Here is a 23,822-nt window from a genome sequence, read left to right on the forward strand (position 1 = left end):
CTGCACAAAACCTGCGCTTTCTGTCTCAGATTATTTTACAGTTCTTCAATCCTTTTTCGTATCTGCGCTCCTGCATCCTCAAACAACAGATCTTTGTTGTAACGGATATAGCGCTCACACTCGTATGTTTCAAGGAAACGTACACAGGAATAGTCTGTATTAATCCCGGATACAAAAATAACCATTTCCTGGCTGTTATAAAAAGCGGCCTCCATAAAATCAAATGCGCATTCCAGAGATGACGCAGCCTGATCCCACGCTTCTTCCCATTCTCCGCGTGTTTCTCCAAAAGCGGATCTCAAAATATCGAAAGCCTCTTCCCAGCTCTCTCCACTCTCTTTTTTCAGAAGTAGTCTGTAATTTTCCAAAAGTTCGAGTGCCTTTCGGATCGTACGGTCTTCCCTTCTCTCAAGAAGACCTTCTTTCTGTTTCTGCTCTCGCTCCATTCGAAGATTATCCACATAATCTCCCAAACGTTCCAAAAGCTTTCCACCTTCCTGTGGCTCTTTCAACAATTTCAGGATCTCAAATACTTTTTCCAGAACTTCTTCCTGCAAAACCACTTCACGAACAGCCTGACGTACCCCGGAGAACAGCAGATTGACAACACTGACTCTCTCATCAAACGGTGCATGCGAAACTTTCTTCACCATTGCCTCGGATGGTTTTCCTTTCAGGATCTCTGCAATCTGGTAGTCCTGCTGGTATTTTTGATATAATTCGTAATATTCAGCAAATTCTACAGAAATCCTCTCATGCTGGATATACTGCCCCATCACTTCTTTCGTGATATTTTTATTCAGTCGTTCATAGACTTCCATCATGCGTGACAGATCTTCCCAGCCACGCGGCGTTGCAAACTGTCTGCCGTCAATCGTCGTTTCCATCTGGTAAAAGCAGTTACTGCGAAGTTCCAGATAAGACAGAATCGCCGGATGGATATTTTCTTTGTAAGCATATTCTTTCCAGATCCGATAATCCGGCTCCACCATAATCTTCTTCACACGGTCAAGTGTTACAACATCAAAATCGCGCACGGACTTGTTGTATTCCGGCGGGTTTCCTGCCGCTACGATCACCCAGCCTTCCGGAATCTCATGATTCCCGAAAGTTTTGCACTGCAGAAACTGAAGCATTGCCGGTGCCAGGGTCTCCGAAACGCAGTTGATCTCATCAATAAACAGGATTCCTTCGGTAAGTCCTGTCTCGCGCATCCGGTCGTAAATACTTGCAACGATCTCACTCATCGTATACTCTGTCGCAGAATACTCTTTTCCGCCATATTCCTTCTTTGAAATAAAAGGAAGTCCGATCGCGCTCTGTCTCGTATGGTGCGTAATCGTATAAGCCACAAGCGCGACTTTACACTCTCGTGCCGCCTGTTCCATGATCTGCGTCTTTCCGATTCCCGGTGCACCCAGAAGCAATACCGGTCTCTGGTGAACCCTCGGTATCACGTATTCCCCGTATTCGTTTTTCAGAAGATACGCCTGCACCGTATCTACAATTTCCTGTTTTGCCTGTTTAATATTCATCATGCTCAGCTGTCCTCTCTCTTTCCAGTGCCTGTGTATCCAGAATCAGTTTGATCGCCCATGGCGGCACGTCCACATCCCGGTAATCATCTTTCATAAAAATAAACGCAGTATCATACGGCGGCATCTTTGCCGGAAATGTTCCGTAACCATCCGTAAAATATAAAAGCCCGCGCAATCTCTGAAAAGCTCCCATATTCAAAAGTTTATCCACATAAGAAAATGCCGGTCGAAAATCTGTCCCGCCGAATCCACGGATCGTAAAATCAGACAGGTATGCCTCCATCTCTTTCTCATTATGGATTACCTGATCATCCTGTATCTTTTCGTCACACTGGATGATGTGCACCTGTATCTTCCGAAAAAAACTCTCCGACTCTGACAAAACACTGTACGTTTCCTCAAGGAATCTGCGGATCAGACTTCCGTTGCAGGACATCGAAGTATCCAGCACAATTACAAAGTCTTCGATTTTTTTCATTTCCTTTGTTTCCAGAGGTTCGATCAGAGGCATATTTCCATAAAGTTCTGTACCGAGATGATAATAGATCGGATCAAAAGAATCCATATCTACCTGCATCTCCTCTTTCAGCACAGAAAACTTCCTCAGAAATTCTTTATAATCATAGCGTTTCCTGTTTTCCGCCTGCAGATGTTCAACCAGTCCCGGCGAATCTCCTGCCGCCTCTTTGGAAAAAAGCTCGATCTCTGTCTGCATTTTCCGGCGCATCTCTTCCCATTCTTTCTGACGGCTTGCCAACCCGCTCTTATTCTGCGGTGTATACCAGAAATGATGATCGTCCATCCGAAATTCCTGCTCAAGACAGACGATTTCCGCTTCCTCACATGATGTTAGAAGATAATAAAGTGCCTCTGCTGTCAGGACGCTCCGCTTCTCCTTCCACCGGCGGTATTTTTCTCTTCGAAAACTGTTCGGACGAATGTAAACAGCCTTTTCATAGAGATCATCCATGATGTTTTCTACGGCAATATCCGCTGCAAGATCCCACAGTCTCTGATCACGTTCTTTGCAGCTCCACAGATGGCAGAACAGGCAGTGCAGAATCTCATGAAGATACATGCGATTCAGCCGCACCCGGTCTTTCATAAAACTCTCTATCAGCCATCCCGGGGCTGCATACAGAAGTTTTCCGTCAGTTCCCATCGCACCTGTCTCACCGGAAACAACCGGTTTCAGCGCGCCGAATGCACTTTGCAGAAACCGCATCGCAACCGCCATTTCGTTTCTGGAATTTTTCAGGATATCTTCGCAGATTGCCAGTGTCTCTTCTTCTTTTTTTCTTTCCTCATGAACAAAATTTCCAAACTTGTCCCTGTACTCTTTTTTCACAGTTCAAATGCCTTTCTCTGTTTCCTGCCATGCCTGCCGAGTTCATTCATCAGAACACTTACCCATCTGGAATCACCGGAGCTCTGTGCCGTCTCCAGCATCTTTTCTGTCGTCTCCCTGTCAGGGGCAATTTCTTTTAATATTTTCTGCATGGCTTCGTATTCTTTCTTTTCTCCCAGAAGCGCGACCGCCTGCTGACTGTGTTCTTTTATATAGATAAGATATTTTTCGCGTGCCTCCCCGGTCATACTCATTGGGTACAGTATCCGGTCAAGTGCAAGATTCAGCACGATACGCTCCTGCTCCCAGGCAACAGCATACGGAAATAATTTGTCATACTCCAGCGCGTGAAGCCTTTTGTGTACAAAACTGTTCCGATAACGGATGCCACTTCCATGAACATGATTTTCGAGGATTCTTGCCGGTGTATTTTCCACACCTTCCTCAAAAAACTCCGGAAACCAGAAACGCCCCAGTTCCCCATCTGTTTTTATATCTACGCGCAGTGTCTCCGGCAATTCCGTAAGGAAATCACGTAGTGCAGACTGCCCGTTTTCATCTGTTTCCACTATAATCTGTTCCATCTTATGGCATCCTGTCAGTGCACCGGCACCGAGATCTTTCATTTCGCCGTAGAATTTCAGACGGCGAAGCTGAAAACAGTTGTAAAACGCATATCTGCCGATTTTACGCAGGAAGCGCGGAAGGCGGATTTCCTCCACCTTATTACCTGCGGCCTGCGGCATATCATCCGTTGGAATTTCTTCTGTCCCGTTTTCCGTACAGTAACTTCCGGTCTCTTTCTTTTTATTTAATTCTGACGCATCTATATGATCTGAAAAAAGATAGGCGCCAAGTTCTGTTACCGGAAATCCGTTCAACGTATCCGGAATCTCAACAATCCCGTCATATCCGAATACACGATTGACACAGATTCCTGTTTTGTTTCTTTCATATAAATAAATCATTCTTTTTCTCCCAGACGGATCTTTTCCATCTGCTCCTGCATCTCCTCCGACATATGATCAAAAAGATAGGTTTTGCTGCTCTGCCGGCGCTGATGCCATTCTGCACGTGCGGCTTTTTCCGTATCTTCGATTTCTTTTTTCAGTCCCTGCGCTGAAATTCTGTGTGCACCCTGCCCCATGATGATGACCTGCTCCAGGCCATCCGAAGTTGCTACCGTCACCTGATACTGCCGTCCGATTTTATGGACAGTTTTTTCGATATACTGGTCGGCTGTCTCCGCTTCCTTCGTATAGACCACATAAATATTATGATATGGGATGACTTCTTCCCTGTGTCCTTCCACCTTGTAAGCATCCAGTACAAGAATCAGTGTGCATTTGCGGTATCCCTGATAATTGCTCAGAATATCCATCAGCTTATCACATGCCGCATGAATATTTTCTTTTGCAAGCTCGTTTAATTCTTCCCATGAAAAGATAATATTATAACCATCAACCAGCAGGTATTCTTCTTTACGCGGCTTGCCGGCTTTATAGTGTGTCGTCGGTACAGATGCATGAACGGTCTTTTTCTGGAAAGCACCGCGGTCACGTTTCACCGGACCGAAGGTACGTTCAAAGATTGCCTGCAGCTCTTCCTCCTCCGCATAACTGCCGCTATAGGAAAAACTCTCGGATTTTTTTCCGGACTTTCCACTGTTTCTTCTGCTCTGCGCCGGATTATCCCCCTGTGAAAGTCCTGTATCCTCATTTTCCACATTTTCATACCAGTTCTCACTGTCCAGTGCATCCATATCCACACCGCTCTGCAGATGCATATAATCTTCCACCTGATCCCATGGCACAACGAATCCGGCACCATGTGCACAGAAAACAGAACCGGTCGGATTCTCCAGATCAGCCTCCGGGTCATAGCCCGTATTCAATACGATCTCATCCTGATTTCTGCACGGCGCATAACCTTTCAGATTACAGAAAAGTTTACCCGTTCCATGTGTATATGCGATCACTTCTTTCTGATAATCCCGCATCTGTGAAACGGCTGCTGTGCCTTTCAGAATTGCCACCTCACCATCCGTCTCCGGTGATTCGAATGTTCCCTGCATCTTCTGTACATCGGTCATTGCACGGCCGATCATCTCCACCGGTACTTCCAGTCGGAATTCATAATACGGCTCCAGAAGGATACTCTTTGCCTTCCGCAGTCCCTGACGTACTGCACGGTATGTCGCCTGACGGAAATCACCTCCCTCTGTATGTTTGGCATGTGCCCTTCCGGTCAGGAGTGTGATCTGCACGTCGGTAAGCGGTGAGCCGGTCAGAACTCCGATGTGCTCTTTTTCTTCAAGGTGTGTAAGGATCAGTCTCTGCCAGTTACGCGCCAGCACATCTTCACTACATGCTGTAAAAAACTGGCATCCACTGCCCGGTTCTCCCGGCTCGATCAGAAGATGTACTTCTGCATAGTGGCGAAGTGGCTCAAAATGACCCACGCCCTCGACCGGTTCTGCGATCGTTTCTTTATAAACAATACTTCCTGCTCCGAATTCCACTGCCACATGAAAACGGTCCCAGATCATTTTTTTCAAAATTTCAATCTGTACTTCTCCCATCAGCTGTGCGTGGATCTCTCCGGGCTGGCTGTCCCACAGGATATGAAGCTGCGGTTCTTCCTCCTCGAGCATTCTCAGTTTCTGCAGCATCTGATGTGGATCACAGTCATCTGGAAGGATGATCTGATAGTTGAGAACCGGTTCCAGTACAGGGAGTTCTGATTCGCTTTCTGCTCCAAGTCCCTCACCCGGATAAGTTTTTGTGAGACCTGTCACTGCACAGACAAGACCAGCCTCTGCTTCCTGCGTTGTCTCATATTTTGCCCCGGAATACAGACGGATCTGATCCACTTTTTCTTCCCACGAGGTTTCTTTCACTTTTCTACCCGGCAGACTTTGGCCCACACCTTCCGATGAGAGCAATGTCTTTACTTTCAGGCTTCCGCCCGTGACCTTCATATACGTGAGACGGTTGCCCTGCTCATCCCGGGCAATCTTGAAAACTTTTGCGCCAAAAGCTTCCTGACGCTTCGGTTCTTTCGTATACGTGCGAAGTCCGTTCAGAAATTCTTCCACGCCTTCCATTTTCAATGCGGAACCGAAAAAACATGGAAAAACTTTCCTCTGTGCGATAAGCACCGCACTCTCCTCCACAGTCACTTCGCCGGTTTCCAGATATTTTTCCAAAAGCTTCTCATCACAGACTGCGATGTTTTCCATCTGCTCCGATGACAGAGTATCTTCTGCGCCTTCTGTCTTTCCGAAATCCACACAGTTTTCATGAAGGCGATTTTTCAGATCTGCGAGGAGTGCATCGTGATCTGTCCCCTGCTGATCCATTTTATTTATAAATAAAAACGTCGGAATCTGATATCTTTCCAAAAGTCTCCACAATGTCATTGTATGGCTCTGTACCCCATCCATACCATTGATCACAAGAATCGCATAATCAAGCACCTGCAGCGTACGCTCCATCTCCGCCGAAAAGTCGACATGTCCCGGAGTGTCAAGCAGTGACACTTCCATATCGTCTGTTTTCAGCAGTGCCTGCTTTGAAAAGATCGTGATTCCTCTTTCTTTTTCGAGTTCATACGTATCCAGAAAGGCATCTCCGTGATCCACCCGTCCGATCTTTCGGATCTCACCGCACAGATACAGAAGCCCTTCCGATAAAGTTGTCTTTCCGGCATCGACATGTGCCAGAATTCCGATAACCAGTTTTTTCATTTATTTTTCTTCTTTCGATTTGTTTATTCGTTGATGTATAACGGTGCCAGTTTCTGCACGATCACTTCGCTGACGCGGATCAACGTATCCAGCTCCTTGTCCTGATTGTTCAGATATGCATGGAAGCATCCCTGAATGCAGAACGACAGCATAATATCTTTTTCCGGATCATTTTGGTATTCCGGAAAGTTTTCTTTAATCAGACGTTTCAGTTCTGCTTCCAGACAATCGCCCAGATGGCTTTTTTCTGTACCGGAAAACAGAATATTGATCAGCGAATGATTGGATACCAGCGCGATATACAGATTTCTCGTAAACACATCCGGATCCTTAAACGGTGCCTCCTGCTGTCTGGAAATATTGGTCAGAACAGCCGTGATCGTCTCGGATTCAAGTGTCTGTGACAATGCATAGATATCCTCATAATGACTGTAAAATGTTGACTTGTTAATGCATGCCAGACTGCACAGCTCCCTTACGGTGATTTTTTCCAGCGGTTTTGCCGCGCGTAATTCCAGAAATGCATTTCGGATCGCCTTTTCGGTTTTTTCTATTCTGATATCCATATAACCGTTCTCCTTTTCCGACATTTTTTTTAAATCGTCGGTTATCCGCCATTTGTCCGAAATCGTCGGTGGACAGGCGGGAGTTTTCTTTTTATAGTATACTAAACTACACAACCAATGTCTATTATCTGCAAGGAGAATACTATGGATTTTTACGGATTTTATACAGGAAAAATTTTTGATGCCTACAAATATCTCGGCGCCCACACAGAAAAACAGGGTGTAACTTTTCATACGTTTGCCCCTTCTGCTTCACGCATTGCCCTGATCGGAGAATTTAATGACTGGCAGGAATGGGATATGAACAAAGTATCTGACGGAAATTTCTGGGAATGTTATGTTCCACAGGCAAAAGCCGGACAGATGTACAAATACCGCATTTATGACCGAAGTGGAAATGCTGTGGAGCACTGCGATCCATATGGTTTCGGTATGGAACTCCGTCCAAACAGTGCTTCCATCATCCGCGATATGAACAAATACAAATTTAAAGACAGTCAGTGGATGCAGAACCGCAGTGACTGCCGCAAAAAGCCTCTCAATATTTATGAGATCCATTTCGGTTCTTTTCGCAAGCCTTCTGATAAAGCGGACGACTGGTACAACTATGAAGAAATGATCGACATTCTGATCCCATATCTCACCAAAAACGGTTACAACTATCTGGAGATCATGCCGCTGAATGAATATCCGTGCGACGAATCATGGGGCTATCAGGCAACCGGATTTTTCAGTCCGACTTCCCGCTACGGAACTGCGGATCAGCTAAAAGCTTTTGTTGATGCCTGCCACAAACACGGCATCGGTGTCCTGATGGATTTTGTCCCGGTACATTTTGCAGTGGACTCCTACGGACTTGCCAATTATGACGGAACTTCTCTTTTCGAATATCCGAATTCTGCTGTCGGTGTCAGCGAATGGGGAAGCTGCAATTTCATGCACTCCCGCGGTGAGACAAGAAGTTTCCTGCAGTCCTGCGCCAATTACTGGATCAGCGAATTTCATATGGACGGTATCCGCATGGATGCAATCAGCCGTGCGATCTACTGGCAGGGTGACCCGGCTCGTGGTGTCAATCTGAATGCCGTAGAATTTCTCCAGTATATGAATCAGGGCCTGAAGGGAATGCATCCATCAGTCATTCTCGCCGCCGAAGATTCCACCTCTTTCCCGAAGGTGACCGATCCTGTCGATCAGGGAGGTCTTGGCTTCGATTACAAATGGGATATGGGATGGATGAATGATACACTCAATTATTTCCGCACTGCGCCGGAATACCGTCCGGAAAATTACCACAAACTCACATTCTCGATGATGTATTATTATGATGCCCGTTTCCTGCTCCCACTCTCTCATGATGAAGTCGTTCACGGCAAGGCAACCATCATGCAGAAAATGAGCGGTAATTATGAAAACAAATTCCCGCAGGCGCGTTCCCTGTATATGTACATGTACGCACACCCGGGCAAAAAACTGAATTTCATGGGAAATGAAATCGGACAGTTCCGCGAATGGGACGAAAAAAGAGAACAGGACTGGATGCTCCTGGATTATCCGGCTCATGATGCTTTCGCACATTTTATGAAAGATCTGAATAAACTGTATCTGGAGCATTCCGCCTTCTGGGAAAAAGATTATGAGGCTGACGGTTTCCGATGGATAGACTGCCATCAGGAAGGACGCTGTATTTATGTCTTCGAACGAAGCAGTAAAAAAGAGCGCATCCTCTCTCTGTTTAATTTCTCTGATCAGGAACAGATATATGAACTGAAACTTTCTGATACGCAGAAATTAAAAGAGCTTCTAAACAGCAATCTGGCCGTTTATGGCGGCACACAAAAACGCAAAGGTGCTGCAAAAACAATCAAAGACGGCAGAATCCTTCTGACTCTGCCGCCGTATTCCTCTGTATATTATCTTGCGGAATAAATTTGAGCCCCCGGCACAATACCGGGGGCTGTTCTTATGCCTGACTTGTCTATTTATTCTACCAGTACAATTCCATATACTTCTCTGCTTCTTCGTTTGATAAAGAAAATTCTTCGATAATATTCTTAGTTGCCTCCTCCCGGCTCAGCTTGAACTTCTTACAGGTTTTAATTGTACCACCAATCATTCCTTCCTCTCTTCCTTCTTCTCTTCCACGTACAACACCATCGTCAAATATCATCTGTCCGATTCTTGTCATAGCAACTACCTCCTTTACCTTCTCCAAATCCTTTCCTTCCAGGAATTTATCTGCCAGTGTATACAACATTGCCATTGTTTTTTCTGCTGTGATACTCTTTTCTGTTTTGCTTAATTTCAACGATTCCAATATGACATCCTTGCGCGATTTCCCACTGCTCATTAACGGTGTCAATGCAAGCTGTGCAAAATCTTCTTCTGTGAATATCTCACCATTTTTCTGCTTTTCTTCCAGCCGTTTCAGGACTGTATCAGCCTTTTTATCTGCGAGATATATCGGAATCACCCGATAAACATATGCACCACAATCCATTTCCGTAATGGTATGTTCGATTCCTCCTGAATATATCACATATGTAATTACATTCTTCCCCGCTTTGTGAGACAATACACTTTCATATGCCCGAAATCTGCGCAGATCTTTTTTACCGGAATCTGTTGTCTGAAATTCTATATGGATATAAAAATCTCCTGTTGTAAGAAACGTAAAATCCATATATAAAGAATGAATCGTCAGTTCTACCAATTCCGTAATTCCTGTTTCTACAAACTCATAGTTAATTCCCAAGGTCTTCAGAATCGTATCACGGAAATACTCAAAACCCATTTTCAAAATCGCATCTTCATGTTTTATATTTGCCATGAGGCTTCCTTTCTTTCTTCGTTCAGTATCGTATGCTTTTGTATTTTGAAAATGTCTTTGGTTTATTTTATGTTCATACAGAATTTATTTAGATTCTGTTATTTTATCATTTGTAATATGTAAAACCAGTTCCTCCTTTGGATTTATTGTAACAGAAGCTTCATTTCCGGGCAAATAAAACATTCATTAGCCAAAACAGCTTTTCGTAGTTTTTATAACCAAAAAAGGTACCATCCGGTGTTTGTTTTTCACCAGATAATACCTTTCATATATATTTTCCTATAATCTTCCGTAGCGTCCTGCAAGTTCCAGCATTTCTCCCCGCAGTTCTTTAGAAAATTGTCCTTCTTTCAAACGCCATTTCCAGTTCTTTCCAAGTGTGGACGGCTGATTCATTCGTGCGGAATTATCAAGTCCCAGATAGTCCTGCATCGGTATGATACAAAGATCAGCTACGCTCTGCATCACAAGGCAGATCAGATCGTCACAAAGTTCTTTTCCGGAATCATGGAAATTATTCAGATATTTGCGAACCTGTCTGCGCTCCTGTGGTGTAATATTATCAAGCCATGATACCAGAGTCTCATTGTCATGAGTTCCTGTATAAACCACGCAGTTTCTCGGATAATTATGCGGCAGATAATCGCTTGCATTACCCGTATCGCGCTCGTCGAATGCAAATTCGATGACCTTCATATTCGGGTAGCCGCTTTCTTCGACCAGTTTCTTAACCGTGTCGGTCATATAACCAAGATCTTCTGCAATGATCTCACGATGTCCGAGTTTTTCTGAAATCGTGCGGAACAGCTCGATTCCCGGGCCTTTTTCCCACCAGCCGTTCTCTGCTGTCTTATCACCGTACGGGATTGCATAATATTCATCAAATCCGCGGAAATGATCAATTCGCACTACATCATACAGACGGAAACAGTTTGCGATTCGCTTTACCCACCATTCATATCCGGAATTGCGATGCACTTCCCATTTGTACAGTGGATTTCCCCAGAGCTGTCCTGTTGCAGAAAATCCGTCCGGCGGGCAGCCTGCAACCTGTATCGGACAGTTTTTTTCATCGAGTTTAAAAAGCCATGGATTTGCCCATGTGTCAGCACTGTCCATTGCCACATAGATCGGGATATCACCAATGATCTGGATTCCTTTTTCATTTGCATAAGCTTTCAGTTTCATCCACTGCTGGCGGAATTTGAACTGCATATACTCCTGAAATTCGATTTCAAAATACATTTCTTCTCTGTAATAATCGAGCGCATTCTGCCAGCGAAGACGGATGTCCTCAGCCCATTCACTCCACGGAATACCGCCGAAGCGTTTCTTCACTGCCATAAACAGTGCATAATCTTTCAGCCACCATGCCTCTTCTTCCTGAAATCTGCGAAATTCCGAATCCATGTATACGTTGCTGCGTTCATATGCTTTACGGAGCAAAATCATACGTCCTTCATATAATTTTGCATAATCTACGCTTGTCGCATCCGTTCCGAAATCCACGCTCTCACATTCTTTTTTTGTCAGGACACCTTCTTTTATCAGTTCTTCAAGACTAATAAAATACGGATTTCCTGCAAATGTGGAAAATGACTGATACGGAGAATCGCCATAGCTTGTCGGACCAAGCGGCAGAATCTGCCAGTAACTCTGTCCTGCTTCTTTCAGCGCATCCACAAACTCATACGCTTTTTTGTCAAAGCAGCCGATTCCATATTTTGACGGCAGACTGCTGACCGGAAGCAGCACACCGCATTTTCTTTTCTTTGCCATTCTCATTCCTCCCATATGTTTTTTGTAAACGCGGAAAACCAGGCGATGTTTCACGCCCGGTAATCCTGCATTATCCATTATAGTTATTTTGTCATATCGGAAGGTAAATCGTCAATGTTCATAATCGAGGGTTTATGTTAAATTTTTAAGATTTTGTGAGCAAGTGTATGATACCTTCGCATTTTCTTTTATTTAGTCCAGATGAAAAACCGGATGGAGATCCATACATACCGGACTGTTATCCGGATTCGTTTCCATAATATCTGCCATGAAATCCCACCATTTACGGTTTATCTCTGTATCTGCACTCTTACTCCATTTTTTTTCATCTTCGATTTCTATATATCCGAACAATGTGAGTGTTTCTTTATCCAGAAAAATGGAATAATTTTTTCCGCCATATTCATGTATCATATCTTTCATTTCCGGCCAGAGCAGATTATGACGTCTCTCGTATTCCTGTTCCTGTCCTTCATACAATTTCATTGTAAATGCTTTGATCATATCCATACCTCCTGCATTTTTCACCATACAGAGAACCTGCCACTGGCAGCTTCTCTCGCATACTTTGGCATAAAGTTCAGGACTGCCGTAGTAGCAGTACAGCAGTCCTGTTTCCAAGGGTTATTTAAATTGTAATTAACGCCTGATTAATAAACATCTTTCCATTCATCAATATTGGATGGATCAAATTTGAACGGAGAACCAAGAATAACTTCTGTACCGCCGTCAGATGCCTCTGTAACTTTAGCGTCAAGACAGGAAACTTTGATGCCTTCATTCATAGCATCTTCCAGTGCAGCCTGAAGTGCGTTCTCATCATTTCCTGCAATACAGATTCCATCAACCTGCTGTGAAATCAGTGACTGGATTACAGAAATCTGTGCATCAGCAGTTGCCGTTTCCGGGTGTTTTATGATTGCTGTGCCACCTTCTGCCTCGATAATTTCCTTGCGTAGAATCCTTTCTATTACGCAGCGAAAAGATATTCATTCAGAAATACTCTCGTCATGTCTGATTACCGATATACTGACGCGTATTCTGATTGAAAATGACACTGAAAATCTCAGTCTGGGTTTTATGCCTGCATACCTGAAAACAGTTTTAAAGGAAATTGATCAGCATTTTCAGGAACCCTTATCTCTTGAGTCCCTCGCCATCACAGCAGGTGTCAGCAAATATCACCTTGCCCGCGAATTCAAAAAATACCTCGGTATGCCACCTAATGAATATCTGATTGTCACCCGTCTGAATCATTCTAAAACCCTTTTAAAATATGAAGACCTTACGATCGAAGAAATTGCATATTCCTGTGGCTTCCATCAGGTAAGTCATTACATCAATCTCTTCAAAAAGCATGAAGGATGTACTCCCTTAAAATTCCGCAGAGAATGGCACAGCAACGAGGCTATCAAGCCTCCCGATGCACAGTAAGGAAGCCCCCGGACACCATATCTTCCGCCAGTAAAGAAATATCAAAATCTGTTTACAGCCAGATGTATAAAAAAGAAACCTCCTGTATACATTAACTTTAAGGTTTTCCGTAAATCTTAAAATCAATATATACACGGAGGTTTGTTATGAAAAAAAATGCTCATTCAAAATCTGACAGCTCTGCAAATCAGGAGGTCATTGACTCTTATGATTTTATGTCAAATGCCGCATCCTCTCAGGACTGTACCGGACTGATTCCGGCAGGACCAGTGGATGAAGAAGAACTGAAATCTTATGAAGCTGTATATCATTACCAGCCACCCAAAGTCGGCATAAAGAAGTCCGAATGATTTCTGATTTTCTCTGTCCTGAAAAAAATCTACTTTATTAAAAAAGTATCCTCTCCGTATTGGAATCATCTTATCTCGACCACAAAAGAATAAACTTATTTTTCTGCTGCTTTTGCAGCGTATTCAGTTGTCACAAGATCTTCGTATGATACGTGTTCATTCAGTTCTCCGGCATCCTCGAGGATATCCTCCAGAAGTTCGAAGCTTTCTTTTTCAAAAATCAGGTCAGATTTCCATGTATCCTGCTCATAATAACGTTTCACGATCGTCGTGACTATGTCGAGATCCGTTTCCGCAAACTGCGGTGCAATGACTTCGGCAATCTCTTCCGGTGTGTGGCTCTGCACATATTCCATACCTTTCTGAAGTGCATTGGTGAACTTCTGGATAATCTCCGGATTTTTTTCCATGTAGCTGGTCTTTGCACTGTAGGAAGTGTATGGCACATAGCCGGAATCCACTCCCAGCGAGGCAACGACATATCCTGCCCCCTCTTTTTCCAGTGCGGTTGCCGATGGTTCAAATTCCACAGTGAAATCAGCTGTTTTATCTCCTGTAAAGGCAGCTGCTGTAGATCCGAAATCAATGCTCTGATCGATCGTCAGATCCTTCTGTGGATCAAGACCGTTTTTTCGAAGGATGTATTCAAATACCATTTCCGGCATGCCACCCTTACGTCCGCCAAGAACTTTCTTTCCCTTCAAATTTTCCCACTTAAAGTCCTGCATTTCCTCTCTTGCCACAAGGAAATTTCCCGCACGCTGGGTAAGCTGGGCGAAATTCACCGCCGGATCGGTTGCGCCTTCCTGATATGCGTAAATCGACGCTTCCGCTCCCATGAAACCGATATCTGCCTCGCCGGAAATCAGTGCAGTCAGAACTTTATCCGCCCCAAACCCGGTTACAAGTGTCAGGTCAAGTCCTTCTTCCGCAAAATATCCCTCTTCGATTGCCACATACTGCGGTGCATAAAAGATTGAGTGCGCCACCTCATTTAAAGTGACTTTTACAGGTTTCTCTTCTCCGTCTTTCTTTGCAGCAAAAGCCGTCATCGGCAGTGCAGTCACCGCCAGAACAATCGCTGCCGCCAGTGAAATCCATTTTATATTTTTCATGTGGAGACTCCTTTACAGACTTCTTCTGTTAGGGTATGCAAAAGATAAGAAAGTGTGCTTTTATGCGTATATCATCATGGAGAAATACTGGGCAATTTGGTCAAAATCCGTTCCAAATCACCTTCAGTGATGGGATATTACCAGTGAACAGTTACTATCAGTAACTTAAAACAAGGCTGCAGGAACTTCCTGCAGCCTCATCATTATTTCTCAATATCCTTCTCTTCGCCGTTCTTTACGTAATGCGTATCGTTTTTCACCGCCGAGCCATTCTGCCTTTTCCGATTCTGTTTCTACAATCAGTCCCGGCACTTCCACCTTATTGTCATTCTCATCCAGTGCTACCATAACTTCATACGCACGGTTAATAATCTTACGGGTTCCATCAGCATCTTCTACGTAAGTATCGATTCTGACTTCCATAGAAGTCCGACCTACATATGTCATCTTCCCGATCAGTACAACCACATCTCCGAGATAAGCTCCCGCCTTAAAATTCAGATTATCCACACAGGCAGTCGTAACAATAGTGCCAGCATGACGACGGGCTACAATTCCTGCCATCTCATCAATCCACTGCATCAGCACACCACCAAAAAGCCTGCCGTAGCAGTTAATATGTTTTTTCATGATAAGATATGTATTTTCTGTTCGGGAATCTTCCACCCGCTTCATTTTACACATTTATTATGCCACCACTTTCTGTTGATAATATTATACACTAACTTTCCGTATGCTCACATGTCGTTTTTCGGACAATCAATGTAGGTTCCATGATAATACGTTCCGGCTTCGCATCTTTGTCATTCAACTGTTTCAACATCAGATGCGCCGCTTTTTCGCCCATTTCATCTACATGCTGACTGATTGTCGTCAGTTCAATGCCATACATGGACGCCATTGCAATATTATCAAAACTTACAATCGACAGATCTTCCGGAATACGGATTCCTGCATTCCTGCATCCATCCATAAAACCAATCGCAGTCATATCATTAACTATTACCATTGCACTTGGGCGTTTTTCCAGTTTGCAAAAATCATCAGCCAGACTTCGTCCTGTCTCTAATTTCAGATCACTTATAAATACACACTCTTCCTCAAACGGCAAGCCATAATTCTGAAGGACTTGTCTGTATCCTGCAAAACGCTGACTGGATGCAGAAGACACCCCTGGCCCCTTAATAAATCCGATATGTCTGTGTCCCAGTTCGATTAAATGCATAGTTGCCTGATAGCCAGCTTGAAAATTGTCAATCAGGACAGAATCACCTGTATAATGTGGCAAAATACGATTTACCAACACTTTAGGTAAATTCATATTTTTTAATCTATCCTCTATAATTTCTTCCTGTGCCGTTATCAAAATCAATCCAGCAAAATTAAACTGTTCTGTTAATTTCAAAAACTCCAGTTCTCTTTCAATATTATATTCGCTATTTAAAACCATTACCATATAGCTATTGTCATTAAGGATTCTCTGAATATTGAATGCCAAATCCGCATAAAAAGGATTTCGTATATCTCCTAATATCAATGCAACTATGTTCATTCTACCCTTGCTCAAACTTTGAGCAAGGGTAGAAGGCTGATATCCTATTTCATTTATAAAATCCATTACTTTTTTGCGAAGCTCTGGTCCAACTCCTTCATTTCCATTAATCACTCGAGAAACTGTCGATTTTGAGACGCCTAACATCTCTGCAACATCTGAAATGCCGTACTTTCCATTTTTCATGCATTTTCTCCTTTTCTCTTTGATTTTAACTCATGAATTTTCTTTTCGCAATAGCTATTCTGGTAATATTATCCATTATTATTGTCTAAGTTTAGGAGCTCTACTGTTCATCATCAAAATTACAATCAGAATAATTCCCTGAATCAAAGATCTTAAACCAGCAGCCATATTTAATGCCTGAAGAATATTAGTAATAAGTACTAAAACAAGTGAACCAAGTGCACCTCCAATAAATGTTCCCTTTCCACCAGTCAACTTTGTACCACCAATAACTACTGCTGCTATTGATAACATTGTATAGCTACTAGCCATATTCATCTGTGCAGTACCCGCATATCCAACTAACATAAGTCCGGCAAATCCTGCCATAGCTCCGCCAAATATATATGCTAATACAATTACTTTTTTACTGTTAATACCGCAAAGATTTGCTGCATTTCTATTGTTACCAGCTAAGAATAATTTACGTCCATACCGACTTTTTCTTAAGAAAAAAACTTCCAATAAAATCAAAACAACAATTACTACCGTTGGTAAAATACGAAATGGTCCAACTAATGTTTTAGAAATTCCCTGCAGTTCCTTTCCAACCATAACCGAAGGCTGTCCTTTTGTTACCATTATTGAAAATCCATTCACAACATTTGACATAATCAAAGTCATAACTAACGGTACAACTTTTAATACCTGAACTCCCAGTCCATTAATTGCTCCAACTATTGCCCCCATCAAAAGAGTTGCTGGAATCATCAAAATAAATGATAATACTCCTGAACCAACATTTATCATTGGTCCAAAAAGAGCTGTCATTGACATAATTGCACCAACAGACATATCAAGTCCACTATCGCCAGATATAATTACTGCTGCCTGACCGATAGATGCAAGCGTCAGAATAGATGTTGTCATCAAAATACTAGATATATTATTCATGGACAAAAATCCTGCGCTTAAAAATTGTCCAAGAATCAAAAGAGCAATGGTGCCTATGATTGCAGGAAGATATGGATTATTAATCTTTTTTAATATTTTCATCTTTTTCCTCCTATAGCCCTCTTTATTTTTGTTTTCAGCTCTTTATCAGCAGCTGCAATGGATACAGTAACTCCAATTAATAAGATTAATCCCTGAATAAAACTTTGTACTACTGAACTTAAATTTGCAGATACCACAATAGAAATTAAAATACTGAGAAATGAAGCTCCAAATATTCCACCCCAGATTCCGCCAATTCCACCATTTAATGAAACACCGCCAATTACTGCTGCTGCAATAGAGTTCATACTCATTGTAGATCCAACAGTTGGGCTGCCGGCACATATATTAGCACTTATACAGATACCTGCAATTCCTGCGGCCAAACCAGCAAATGTATGTACAAAAAATCTCAATGCCGCAACGTTTATACCCGATGCATATGCTTTTTTTACATCTTTGCCCAACGCATAAATGTGTAATCCCATTGGTAACTTCATTACAAGTATCCATAATATTACAAGAATTCCTATTAAAATGACAGGTGTTGGAATAAACCCAAACATATTACCCAGATACCAGTCTCCAAAGCTAAAATCAATATAGCCTCCCGGATATGGTAATATCCACAATGCAATTCCTGCAAAAGCTGTAGACGTAGCAAATGTCGCCAACAATGGATTAATTCTCATAACACCTACAATAAACCCATTGAACATTCCACATAAGAGTGCACTCAACAAACCGAGCGTCGCTGCCTGTGGTACCGAAAAGCCTTTTTCAAAAGCTGTGACAATAACAACATTTACCAATGAAACTATTGAACCAAGTGAAATATCTGTACCTGCTACAAGAATCGTTGCTGTTACTCCAATTGCAACACAAATCGCACCTGCATTAGTTGAAATAAAAGAGCGAAAGAAAGATACGCTTAAACCACCGGTCATTATCCCGTTAATTCCCAGAAAAATCACAAATAGCAATAACGCCGGAAATGCATTCCAAGATATCAACTTTTTTACTTTATTCATCTAATCCCCCCCTTTCAGCTACATCTACATTTGTTTTTTCTTCTATCGGCATAGCTGCTGCAGAAATATTTTCTCTTGTAATAGAAGCGCCTTCAAGAATCGCCGAAATATGACCTTCATACATTACAATGACTCTTGAACATTCAACCATAGATGTAACATTTACAAGTTCATCGTCATCACTCGAAATCATAATCACTGCACTTCCTTCTCCGGCAAGCTTCGCAAATTCTTTATGAAGATCAGATCTGGCCTTTACATCAATTCCTTTTGTAGGATCATTTGCAAGAAGAAGTTTCGGTTTTGTACTAAGCCAACGTCCTACAACCACCTTCTGTTGATTACCACCACTTAGAGCTGTAATTAATTGTCCAGGATTATCATATTTAACATTAAAACTATCCAAAATGGCTCGCGTGTCCGTAATTTTTTCATGTTTAACAAGCTCTTTTACAGCCGCAACATTTTCTGCCAGATTACGTTCCTGAAATGTTCCATCACGTTCACGATCACCCGAAATGAATGCAAAGCCTCTTGTAACTGCCTGTCTGGAGTTGTGAATAGAAATCTCGTTTTCATCCATTTCTAACTTTATTTCTCCAAATACACCATATAAAGCATCAATAAGGTCCGTCTGTCCATGTCCCTGCAATCCGGCAACGCCTATAATTTCGCCTCTTCCAATTTCCAGACTTTCCTCTGTTCCATATGATGGAATTTTAATATGCGGTGCTTTAATAAAAATATCTTTTCTACTTTCTGTCTGATGATTTTTTCTTTCTCGTGTCGTGTCAACCTTCATTCCTACCATCAGTAAAAGCAACTCGCTTTCTGTTTTTTCCTGCATCGCATATGTGCCAAGCGTTTCTCCATTTTTCATTATTGTAACACTATCACACATAGCATATAGTTCAGCCATTCGATGCGAAATAAATAAAACGATACAACCTTTTTTCTTAAGATTTTTTATTATATCATCAACTATTTCTACATCTTCTCTATATAATGCAGATGTAATTTCATCAATGATAAGTATTTTAGGATCCTGAACCAAAGCTTTTGCAAGTTCTACCATATATTGCTGATTAGGCGCAAGCTCCTCAACTTTTTTTGACGCAATGTTTTCCAGCCTCATCACTTTGAGAATTTCCAGTGACTTTTCTTTAATTTTCTTTTTATCTGCGAAAACTCCTTTTACAGGAATATCACATATACAAATATTTTCTTCTACTGTCAAATTTCCAAATAAGCTCAATTCTTGACTTGTCATTATTACATGGTTCTTTTTTGCATCTTTTGGGGATTTAAAATCAATAACATTTCCATCAAAAATAATCTCTCCTGTATCCTTACTTATTAAACCTCCCAGAACTTTCGCTAACGTTGATTTTCCGGATCCATTTCCACCTAAAATAGCTCTGACCTCTCCATTATCAATTTTCATCTCAGCGTGCTTTATCGCAACAACAGCGCCATATTTCTTTGATATTTTTTGAAAAGTAAGCCCCATATTGCCTCCTCCTATATCCTGTCTATATTAAAAACAGGACTGGCGGAGGCATCAACTACCGCCAGTCCCTAAACACTATTTCTTATTTGAACAATTTATCAACTGCTTCATCTGACATATATCCATCTAATGCAGCTGTATCAGCAGAATCTTTTAACAGTTCCATTGCTTCATCTAATGAGATAGCTTCTGTGTTTTCCAGACCTTCCATCCAAGCAGCATCTGGCTGAGCCTCTTTGGTAACAACATATGGTGGTGCTACCATAATAGTATTGATCATATTTTCATCCATTGGATTTGCAACTAAATTAGATTCATCAATTTCTTTACCCTGAAGTAATCTCACAGCCACTTCAAGTGCTACAGTTGCATTACCTGGTGCATACGGAACTCCTATTGTATTTAAGTCTTCCATTTCAGCCCATTTTGTGAAGAATGATTTTGTATAATCTCCTGTCATAACCGGAATATCTTTATTTGCATTTTCATATGCCTTTATAACACCCTCGGCCATTACGTCCTGTTCAAGAACTGCATCAATATTGTCATAACTGGATAAGAAAGTCGTCATAACAGACTGTGCATCTGTCTGCGACCAGTTTCCTGGAGCAGAAGTAAGAACATTTACATCTGGATAATCTGCTAAAACATCATCGTTTGCCTGCTCACGAATAGTATCTGCTGCGTTACCTGAAACACCTGTAATCTTAACAATATCGCCTTTTCCTTCAATCTGTTCCATCAGCCACATTGCCTGAATTTTCTGCCATGTATAGTTATCTCCACATACACAAATTGTATCTTCATATGCAGCCGGATCATTGGCAATTACTACAAGAATTCCTTTTGCTTTTGCTTTTTCAACTGCCGATTTAATTGTAGTAGGAGATACTGCATCAATAAGAATGGCATCTACCCCTGAATCAATCATTGCATTAATCTGATTCAGCTGTTCTGTCGCATCACTGTTTGTATTGGAAATCATATAATCAGACAGAATGCCCTGTTCTTTATATTCTTCTGCTTTAGTTTCAAAATCTTCTACCATCTGTGCACGCCAGGTATTTCCCCAATATCCATTTGAAAGACCAATGTAAAAACCTTCTGTTTTTTCTTCTGCCTCTGCATATGCACATACACTGCTCATAGATGCTGCCATTAAACCTGCCATAATAATTGCTAACACTCTTTTTTTCATAGTACCTTCTCCTTTATTTGTTATATTTTTATTTTATTTTCCCAATACATTTTTTCTTATAAAACAGGTATGAACTTTTCAGAACCATCCTCAATTGCAGGTTCGTGTCCCGGTAAAATATAATGCGCAAACTGTCGTATACGCTGAAAACTCTCATAAGTTTCCGGAACCATCACTACAATATTAGGCTCTAAATTTCCATTAACATTTTCAGCTACATTACAAATATCCCCTGAAACACAAACAACACCGTCTTTTGTATCAAACATTGCTGACTGATGTCCTCTTGTATGTCCAGGTGTTGTAATTACCCTTAATCCTGGCAGAATTTCTGTATCCCCCTCAAGGAAATTCCACTGGAAATAATTTACTGCACTCTTATCGTAACAAAGTTTGTCATAAAAAGGAGCTTCCGGCACAAGTGGATTAAATGCGGCTTCCCACTCCTTCTTCTGAACAAAAAATTTAGCATTTTTAAATTCTTTGTTGCTGCCGCTATGATCACAATGAAGATGTGTGTTTATTACAATTTCAACCTCTTCTGGATCCCAGCCCATTATTCTTTTTATTGCTGCTGTAGTAATCTGAGCCGGTGTCTGGCTTACTCCTGGTTCAGCTTTTTTGTATTCTTCTAAATCACGAATACCTGTATCCACTATTACCTTATGTACTCCATCTGTAGCTCCCGCACACCAAATAGGAACTGTAATACGTTCACCTTTACCCTTGTAATGCGTCATGGCCGAACGATCAAGGTCTATGCTTCCTACTTGGATCGCCCGTACAGTCCATTTTGCCATTATTGTTCCTCCCTTCATTTTTTAAATAACGATTTCCTAAATATTTTATTGTATTTGTGTATTTTTTAAGAAATCGGTTTCTCGTTTTGATAAGCAAAATATACGATTGTTTTTATTTAAAGTCAATAGTTTTTGTTATTTTTTATCATATTTGTTTTATTTCACGAAAATTTACTTGTCATTTTGTATATTATTTCTATATTGACTTTCAATTCATTTTATCATATTATGTCCTCATAAACGAAACCGTTTTCTCAAAGGAGGTTACTTTTCATGATTTCTGGCATAGATAAATGGGAAGATTTAATTGATTTTCAATTAGAACCATTAAGTACTGGTTCAAGCATTCTATGTTATACCAATCTTCCCCCAACCTTATACGAAACCCTACGCAACACAGCAAATACCTTTCCAGACAAAACAGCAATCGTAGATAACTACGATCGCCCCTGTACTTATGCAGAATTGCTGGCAAAGACAGATTCTTTTGCCGCTTATCTTTATCAGGAACTTCATGTTGAGAGAAACAGTCATGTTGCTCTGATGATGTACAACTGCCTGGAGTTCTGTGTAGCTTTTCTCGCATTGTTAAAGCTCGGAGCTGTTACCGTTCCGCTCCCAAGTAAATACAAGAAACAGGAAGTTGCTTCTTTAATAGAAAAGGCTGATGTGAGCTGCATCATCTGCGATCAGGACTTTTATGACTGGTTTGAAGAATTTGAAGCTCAGGGTATTCACCGTATTGCCTGTTCCGATATTGAACAAGGTTACGGACTGGAAGCTTATCATTCTGACAGTAAAAGTCCTGTATTCAATAATCCTTTTGATGATGCGATCATCATGTTCACTTCGGGTACAACTTCTCAGAGCAAGGGTGTCGTGATCAAAAACTACAATATTATGAACGCCGTGACCACTTATCAGAAGATCCTGAACATTACAAGCGATGATGTTTCTGTGATTCCTATTCCTATTTATCATGTTACAGGAATGGTTGCGCTTCTTGGTCTGTTTGTACACTGCGGAGGAACTTTATACCTGCACAAAATCTTCAATGCCAGAAGGGTTCTTCAGTGCGTAAAGGATCACAATGTTACTTTCCTTCACGCCTCACCTACTGTATTTTCCATGCTTCTGGAAGAAAAGGATTCTTTTCCTTCTCTCCCGACGCTGAAACAGTTCGCCTGCGGAAGTAGCAACATGCCAAAGGAAAAGCTGGCTGCCATACATAACTGGCTTCCTCACTCTGATTTCCATACAGTATATGGACTTACAGAGACTACATCTCCGGCCACTATTTTCCCCGGAGATGCAAGTACCAGTCCCTATATCGGTTCTTCCGGACTTCCGGTGCCGGGAACTGTTTTCGAGATCAGAGATGATAACGGAAACCTGGTAAAAGACGGCGAGATCGGCGAGATATGGATCTATGGCAACGTCGTCCTGACTTCCTACTACAAATTAGAAACACCTTCCCTGAAGGACGGATGGCTCGGAACGGGAGACCTTGGATATTTCAATAAAGAAGGTTATCTGTTTGTTGTAGACCGCAAAAAAGATATGATCAACCGCGGCGGAGAAAAAATCTGCAGCTTTGATGTAGAAAATGAAATTTACAAACTGGAGGGTGTGAATGAAGCAGCCGTTGTAGGTATCCCGGACGAGGTTTACGGTGAGGTTGCCGCCGCTCTTGTGAAGCTTGATCCCGAAAGTAATCTGGACGAGAAAAAAATACAGGAGCTGCTTCGCAAAAAAATCGCAAAATACAAAATTCCGAAACGGATACTTATTGCTGATGAAATCCCACTGACACCTAACGGAAAAGTAAATAAACGAGCTATTCGGAAAATGTTCTGAATGAA

The 23,822-nt window shown here is 41.9% G+C and carries 21 protein-coding genes; 4 read left to right on the top strand and 17 right to left on the bottom strand.

Annotated features, from left to right (window positions below; all coding sequences use genetic code 11):
• Positions 1-35: 35 nt before the first annotated feature.
• The 5 genes from H8Z79_RS08325 to H8Z79_RS08345 are packed head-to-tail and all read right to left on the bottom strand — an operon-like array spanning position 36 to position 7,200.
• Positions 36-1,535, bottom strand: coding sequence for an ATP-binding protein (locus H8Z79_RS08325; protein WP_118049187.1), 1,500 nt, complete (start codon positions 1,533-1,535; stop codon positions 36-38).
• Positions 1,525-2,886, bottom strand: a complete 1,362-nt coding sequence (locus H8Z79_RS08330; RefSeq protein ID WP_118049166.1) for a vWA domain-containing protein — start codon at positions 2,884-2,886, stop codon at positions 1,525-1,527. Before H8Z79_RS08330 ends, H8Z79_RS08325 begins: the two co-directional genes overlap by 11 nt.
• Positions 2,883-3,854, bottom strand: coding sequence for a leucine-rich repeat protein (locus H8Z79_RS08335; protein ID WP_015543386.1), 972 nt, complete (start codon positions 3,852-3,854; stop codon positions 2,883-2,885). Before H8Z79_RS08335 ends, H8Z79_RS08330 begins: the two co-directional genes overlap by 4 nt.
• On the bottom strand, positions 3,851-6,634 hold the full coding sequence (locus tag H8Z79_RS08340; RefSeq protein ID WP_118049165.1) for a translation factor GTPase family protein: 2,784 nt from the start codon (positions 6,632-6,634) through the stop codon (positions 3,851-3,853). The genes H8Z79_RS08335 and H8Z79_RS08340 overlap by 4 nt, the downstream gene beginning before the upstream one ends.
• Before the next feature lie 23 nt (positions 6,635-6,657).
• Complete coding sequence (locus H8Z79_RS08345; RefSeq protein WP_015543384.1) at positions 6,658-7,200, bottom strand: TetR/AcrR family transcriptional regulator; 543 nt, start codon at positions 7,198-7,200, stop codon at positions 6,658-6,660.
• Between the two features lie 144 nt (positions 7,201-7,344).
• Here H8Z79_RS08345 and glgB point away from each other — a divergent pair, with 144 nt between their 5' ends.
• Positions 7,345-9,129 (top strand): 1,4-alpha-glucan branching protein GlgB, encoded by a 1,785-nt coding sequence (glgB, locus tag H8Z79_RS08350; RefSeq protein ID WP_118049164.1) that lies wholly within the window; start codon positions 7,345-7,347, stop codon positions 9,127-9,129.
• A gap of 58 nt (positions 9,130-9,187) precedes the next feature.
• On the opposite strand, the gene H8Z79_RS08355 is transcribed toward glgB, so the two are convergent.
• The 4 genes from H8Z79_RS08355 to H8Z79_RS17260 form a co-directional block, all read right to left on the bottom strand.
• A complete protein-coding gene (locus H8Z79_RS08355) occupies positions 9,188-10,030 on the bottom strand; it encodes a hypothetical protein (RefSeq protein WP_118039131.1) in 843 nt (280 codons plus the stop codon).
• Positions 10,031-10,309: 279 nt separating this feature from the next.
• Entirely contained in the window at positions 10,310-11,887 is a 1,578-nt protein-coding gene (gene malQ, locus H8Z79_RS08360) for a 4-alpha-glucanotransferase (RefSeq protein WP_118039130.1), read from the bottom strand.
• A gap of 114 nt (positions 11,888-12,001) precedes the next feature.
• On the bottom strand, positions 12,002-12,313 hold the full coding sequence (rhaM, locus tag H8Z79_RS08365; RefSeq protein ID WP_118039232.1) for an L-rhamnose mutarotase: 312 nt from the start codon (positions 12,311-12,313) through the stop codon (positions 12,002-12,004).
• A 146-nt stretch (positions 12,314-12,459) separates the two neighbouring features.
• Complete coding sequence (locus tag H8Z79_RS17260) at positions 12,460-12,798, bottom strand: substrate-binding domain-containing protein (protein ID WP_330423486.1); 339 nt, start codon at positions 12,796-12,798, stop codon at positions 12,460-12,462.
• A gap of 91 nt (positions 12,799-12,889) precedes the next feature.
• On the opposite strand from H8Z79_RS17260, the gene H8Z79_RS08375 reads away from it, so the two are divergent.
• Entirely contained in the window at positions 12,890-13,243 is a 354-nt protein-coding gene (locus H8Z79_RS08375) for a helix-turn-helix transcriptional regulator (RefSeq protein WP_182279208.1), read from the top strand.
• A 146-nt stretch (positions 13,244-13,389) separates the two neighbouring features.
• Complete coding sequence (locus tag H8Z79_RS08380; RefSeq protein WP_015543371.1) at positions 13,390-13,593, top strand: hypothetical protein; 204 nt, start codon at positions 13,390-13,392, stop codon at positions 13,591-13,593.
• 95 nt (positions 13,594-13,688) lie between these two features.
• Here H8Z79_RS08380 and H8Z79_RS08385 read toward each other — a convergent pair whose 3' ends face one another.
• From H8Z79_RS08385 to H8Z79_RS08420, 8 genes are all read right to left on the bottom strand, one after another.
• Complete coding sequence (locus H8Z79_RS08385) at positions 13,689-14,645, bottom strand: ABC transporter substrate-binding protein (protein WP_456298199.1); 957 nt, start codon at positions 14,643-14,645, stop codon at positions 13,689-13,691.
• A 273-nt stretch (positions 14,646-14,918) separates the two neighbouring features.
• The gene (locus H8Z79_RS08390; RefSeq protein WP_015543368.1) at positions 14,919-15,392 is read right to left on the bottom strand and encodes an acyl-CoA thioesterase; all 474 of its coding nucleotides are present in this window, start codon (positions 15,390-15,392) and stop codon (positions 14,919-14,921) included.
• Between the two features lie 37 nt (positions 15,393-15,429).
• Positions 15,430-16,446, bottom strand: coding sequence for a LacI family DNA-binding transcriptional regulator (locus H8Z79_RS08395; RefSeq protein ID WP_015543367.1), 1,017 nt, complete (start codon positions 16,444-16,446; stop codon positions 15,430-15,432).
• A gap of 78 nt (positions 16,447-16,524) precedes the next feature.
• Positions 16,525-17,481: an ABC transporter permease gene (locus H8Z79_RS08400; protein WP_118039129.1), complete on the bottom strand. Its 957-nt coding sequence runs from the start codon at positions 17,479-17,481 to the stop codon at positions 16,525-16,527.
• Positions 17,478-18,452, bottom strand: coding sequence for an ABC transporter permease (locus H8Z79_RS08405; RefSeq protein WP_015543365.1), 975 nt, complete (start codon positions 18,450-18,452; stop codon positions 17,478-17,480). Before H8Z79_RS08405 ends, H8Z79_RS08400 begins: the two co-directional genes overlap by 4 nt.
• Complete coding sequence (locus H8Z79_RS08410) at positions 18,445-19,962, bottom strand: sugar ABC transporter ATP-binding protein (protein ID WP_118039128.1); 1,518 nt, start codon at positions 19,960-19,962, stop codon at positions 18,445-18,447. The genes H8Z79_RS08405 and H8Z79_RS08410 overlap by 8 nt, the downstream gene beginning before the upstream one ends.
• 82 nt (positions 19,963-20,044) lie before the next feature.
• Positions 20,045-21,160 (bottom strand): ABC transporter substrate-binding protein, encoded by a 1,116-nt coding sequence (locus tag H8Z79_RS08415; RefSeq protein ID WP_015543363.1) that lies wholly within the window; start codon positions 21,158-21,160, stop codon positions 20,045-20,047.
• Positions 21,161-21,216: 56 nt separating this feature from the next.
• Entirely contained in the window at positions 21,217-21,960 is a 744-nt protein-coding gene (locus H8Z79_RS08420; protein WP_015543362.1) for an N-acyl homoserine lactonase family protein, read from the bottom strand.
• 273 nt (positions 21,961-22,233) lie between these two features.
• Here H8Z79_RS08420 and H8Z79_RS08425 point away from each other — a divergent pair, with 273 nt between their 5' ends.
• Positions 22,234-23,817, top strand: a complete 1,584-nt coding sequence (locus H8Z79_RS08425; RefSeq protein WP_015543361.1) for a class I adenylate-forming enzyme family protein — start codon at positions 22,234-22,236, stop codon at positions 23,815-23,817.
• Positions 23,818-23,822 lie beyond the last annotated feature (5 nt).

Origin of the sequence: Blautia intestinalis, from assembly GCF_014297355.1 — a bacterium.
GTDB classification, from domain to species: domain Bacteria; phylum Bacillota; class Clostridia; order Lachnospirales; family Lachnospiraceae; genus Blautia_A; species Blautia_A intestinalis.

Bases quoted from the DNA above. Each gene is read 5' to 3' on its own strand.
- H8Z79_RS08420 (WP_015543362.1), bottom strand. From the start codon at position 21,960: ATGGCAAAATGGACTGTACGGGCGATCCAAGTAGGAAGCATAGACCTT.
- glgB (WP_118049164.1), top strand. From the start codon at position 7,345: ATGGATTTTTACGGATTTTATACAGGAAAAATTTTTGATGCCTACAAA.
- H8Z79_RS08345 (WP_015543384.1), bottom strand. From the start codon at position 7,200: ATGGATATCAGAATAGAAAAAACCGAAAAGGCGATCCGAAATGCATTT.
- rhaM (WP_118039232.1), bottom strand. From the start codon at position 12,313: ATGATCAAAGCATTTACAATGAAATTGTATGAAGGACAGGAACAGGAA.
- H8Z79_RS08390 (WP_015543368.1), bottom strand. From the start codon at position 15,392: ATGTGTAAAATGAAGCGGGTGGAAGATTCCCGAACAGAAAATACATAT.
- H8Z79_RS08325 (WP_118049187.1), bottom strand. From the start codon at position 1,535: ATGAATATTAAACAGGCAAAACAGGAAATTGTAGATACGGTGCAGGCG.
- H8Z79_RS08395 (WP_015543367.1), bottom strand. From the start codon at position 16,446: ATGAAAAATGGAAAGTACGGCATTTCAGATGTTGCAGAGATGTTAGGC.
- H8Z79_RS08335 (WP_015543386.1), bottom strand. From the start codon at position 3,854: ATGATTTATTTATATGAAAGAAACAAAACAGGAATCTGTGTCAATCGT.
- H8Z79_RS08425 (WP_015543361.1), top strand. From the start codon at position 22,234: ATGATTTCTGGCATAGATAAATGGGAAGATTTAATTGATTTTCAATTA.
- H8Z79_RS08410 (WP_118039128.1), bottom strand. From the start codon at position 19,962: ATGGGGCTTACTTTTCAAAAAATATCAAAGAAATATGGCGCTGTTGTT.
- H8Z79_RS08385 (WP_456298199.1), bottom strand. From the start codon at position 14,645: ATGACGGCTTTTGCTGCAAAGAAAGACGGAGAAGAGAAACCTGTAAAA.
- H8Z79_RS08415 (WP_015543363.1), bottom strand. From the start codon at position 21,160: ATGAAAAAAAGAGTGTTAGCAATTATTATGGCAGGTTTAATGGCAGCA.
- H8Z79_RS08375 (WP_182279208.1), top strand. From the start codon at position 12,890: ATGCCTGCATACCTGAAAACAGTTTTAAAGGAAATTGATCAGCATTTT.
- H8Z79_RS08340 (WP_118049165.1), bottom strand. From the start codon at position 6,634: ATGAAAAAACTGGTTATCGGAATTCTGGCACATGTCGATGCCGGAAAG.
- malQ (WP_118039130.1), bottom strand. From the start codon at position 11,887: ATGGATAATGCAGGATTACCGGGCGTGAAACATCGCCTGGTTTTCCGC.
- H8Z79_RS08355 (WP_118039131.1), bottom strand. From the start codon at position 10,030: ATGGCAAATATAAAACATGAAGATGCGATTTTGAAAATGGGTTTTGAG.
- H8Z79_RS08400 (WP_118039129.1), bottom strand. From the start codon at position 17,481: ATGAAAATATTAAAAAAGATTAATAATCCATATCTTCCTGCAATCATA.
- H8Z79_RS08380 (WP_015543371.1), top strand. From the start codon at position 13,390: ATGAAAAAAAATGCTCATTCAAAATCTGACAGCTCTGCAAATCAGGAG.
- H8Z79_RS08405 (WP_015543365.1), bottom strand. From the start codon at position 18,452: ATGAATAAAGTAAAAAAGTTGATATCTTGGAATGCATTTCCGGCGTTA.